A 999-nucleotide genomic window follows, 5' to 3' on the forward strand; every position below is an offset into this window, starting at 1 on the left:
TGCCATCCTCGGCCTGTATTAAGCTATTCGTTTGTACATTCATAAACGGATTAATCATGTCTTTTAAACGTAATCCATCAGTCATTGTCATCGGTGCTGGCATGACAGGTATTCTGATGGCGAAAAAGCTCAAAGATGCGGGTATTGAGAAAGTAATTGTTCTCGAAAAAAAAGAAAAAGTCGGCGGTACATGGCGTGAGAATACATATCCTGGCGTTGCGTGTGACATTCCCTCGCACATGTATACCTATTCGTTTGAGCCAAATCCTAATTGGAGTAATTTTTTCGCTCGTGGTAATGAAATCCAAGAATACTTCGAGAACGTGGTTGATAAATACGAGCTACGGCCAATGATTCGGTTTAATGAAACGGTTACTGAAGCCAAGTTTGATAACGGTGTATGGAAAGTTACGACCAGCACTGGTGATAACTATGAATGTGATTTCGTTATTTCCGCGACAGGTATACTGCATCATCCAAGCCTTCCCGACATTCCAGGTTTAGATTCCTTTGAAGGAAACATGTTCCATACCTCTAATTGGAATCATGATGTTCAACTCGATGCGACACAGTCTGTTGGTATTGTCGGAACGGGCTCTACAGCCGCTCAGTGTATTCCAGAACTAATTAACTCTGGGGCAAAGGTAAACGTATTCCAACGTACGCCTCAATGGATTCTTCCCTTGAAGGACTTTTCGATTCCTAATTTTGTAAAACGCTTATTAGGTAGGTTTCCGACTCTGAATCGTATCAGCCGCGCTAGTGGTAAGTTTTTCGTCGAGCATTTTTTCACTAAAGCTGTGACAGGCCATAAAATTCAGCGTTTTTTGATGGAGTTTTTCGTAAAGCTGAACCTGAAGCTAGCAATTAAAGATCCTGAACTTAGACGCAAATTGCGTCCCGACTATCAAGTTGGCTGTAAGCGTTTAATTATCAATACGACTTTCTATAAGGCGATTCAAAAGGACAATGCGGCACTTATTACTGAAGGAATAGATC

At 41.4% G+C, this 999-nt stretch carries 1 protein-coding gene; it reads left to right on the forward strand.

Annotated features, from left to right (window positions below; genetic code table 11):
* Positions 1–56 precede the first annotated feature (56 nt).
* On the forward strand, positions 57–999 hold a 943-nt coding region (locus A3738_RS06640; RefSeq protein ID WP_156504012.1), incomplete at its 3' end, for an NAD(P)/FAD-dependent oxidoreductase.

The sequence above is a fragment of the Oleiphilus sp. HI0066 genome (assembly GCF_001635725.1).